This window comes from Streptococcus cristatus, from assembly GCF_003944225.1.
In the GTDB taxonomy this organism is placed as follows: Bacteria; Bacillota; Bacilli; order Lactobacillales; family Streptococcaceae; genus Streptococcus; species Streptococcus cristatus_K.
The window spans coordinates 1-1,869 of sequence record NZ_RJPN01000021.1; the positions used below are offsets into that span (position 1 = coordinate 1).

Annotated in this window: 1 protein-coding gene; it reads right to left on the reverse strand. The window is 48.4% G+C overall.

The window, feature by feature from the left end:
• Window positions 1–572: 572 nt before the first annotated feature.
• Window positions 573–1,070: a hypothetical protein gene (locus D8797_RS10215; RefSeq protein ID WP_185780874.1), complete on the reverse strand. Its 498-nt coding sequence runs from the start codon at window positions 1,068–1,070 to the stop codon at window positions 573–575.
• Window positions 1,071–1,869: the final 799 nt, after the last annotated feature.

The window sequence follows — 1,869 nt, forward strand, 5'->3', positions numbered from 1 at the left end:
CCAGTCAGTTTCAACAAGTGAATCAGCTTCAACGTCATTGAGTACCAGCCAGTCTGTCTCAGCAAGCACAAGCACTTCAGCATCAGTAAGCTTGAGCCAGTCAGTTTCAACAAGCGAGTCAGCCTCAACTTCATTGAGCGCCAGCCAGTCTGTCTCAGCAAGTACAAGCGCTTCAGCATCAGTAAGCTTGAGCCAGTCAGTTTCAACAAGCGAGTCAGCCTCAACTTCATTGAGCGCCAGCCAGTCTGTCTCAGCAAGTACAAGCGCTTCAGCATCAGTAAGCCTGAGCCAATCAGTCTCAACAAGTGCAAGTGCTTCAGCATCACTGAGCTTGAGNCAGTCTGTCTCAGTAAGTGCAAGTGCTTCAGCCTCATTGAGCCTGAGCCAATCAGTTTCAACAAGTGAATCGGCTTCAGCGTCACTGAGCTTGAGCCAGTCAGTCTCAGTAAGTTCAAGTGCTTCAGCGTCCTTGAGCTTGAGCCAGTCAGTCTCAGTAAGTGCAAGTGCTTCAGCATCAGTAAGCTTGAGTCAATCAGTTTCAACCAGCGAGTCTGCTTCAGCGTCCTTGAGCACTAGCCAGTCAGTCTCAACAAGTGCAAGCGCTTCAGCATCGTTGAGCTTGAGCCAGTCAGTTTCAACCAGCGAGTCTGCTTCAGCGTCATTGAGCGCAAGTCAGTCAGTTTCAACAAGTGAATCAGCTTCAAGCTCATTGAACACCAGCCAGTCTGTCTCAACCAGCGCAAGTGCTTCAGCGTCCTTGAGCTTGAGCCAGTCAGTTTCAACAAGTGAATCAGCTTCAAGCTCATTGAGCACCAGCCAGTCTGTATCAGCAAGTGCAAGTGCTTCAGCATCAGTAAGCCTGAGCCAGTCAGTTTCAACAAGCGAGTCTGCTTCATCTTCATTGAGCTTGAGTCAATCAGTTTCAACAAGTGCAAGTGCCTCAGCATCAGTAAGTCTGAGCCAGTCCGTTTCAACAAGTGAATCAGCTTCAAGCTCATTGAGCACCAGCCAGTCTGTATCAGCAAGTGCAAGTGCCTCAGCTTCGTTGAGCTTGAGTCAATCCGTTTCAACCAGCGAGTCTGCTTCAGCGTCCTTGAGCACTAGCCAGTCTGTCTCAGTAAGTGCTTCAGATTCAGCAAGCACCAGCTTGAGAACAAGCCTCAGTGCATCAATCAGTGCCTCAGATTCAGCAAGCACAAGTTTGAGCACAAGTCTAAGTGCTTCACTCAGTGCCTCAGATTCAGTAAGTACAAGTTTGAGCACAAGCCTCAGTGCATCAATCAGTGCCTCAGACTCAGCAAGTACAAGTTTGAGCACAAGTCTAAGTGCTTCACTCAGTGCCTCAGATTCAGCAAGCACCAGCTTGAGTACAAGCCTCAGTGCCTCAATTAGCGCTTCAGATTCAGCAAGCACAAGTTTGAGCACAAGTCTAAGTGCTTCACTCAGTGCCTCAGATTCAGTAAGTACAAGTTTGAGCACAAGCCTCAGTNCATCAATCAGTGCCTCAGATTCAGCAAGCACCAGCTTGAGNACAAGCCTCAGTGCCTCAATTAGTGCTTCAGATTCAGCCAGCACAAGCTTGAGCACAAGTCTCAGTGCCTCAATTAGTGCCTCAGATTCAATAAGTACAAGTTTGAGCACAAGCCTAAGTGCCTCAATTAGTGCTTCAGATTCAGCAAGTACAAGTTTGAGCACGAGCCTCAGTGCGTCACTTAATGCAAGCGACTCAGCAAGCACCAGCTTGAGTACAAGCCTCAGTGCCTCAATTAGCGCTTCAGATTCAGCAAGCACAAGTTTGAGCACAAGTCTAAGTGCTTCACTCAGTGCCTCAGATTCAGTAAGTACAAGTTTGAGCACAAGCCTCAGTGC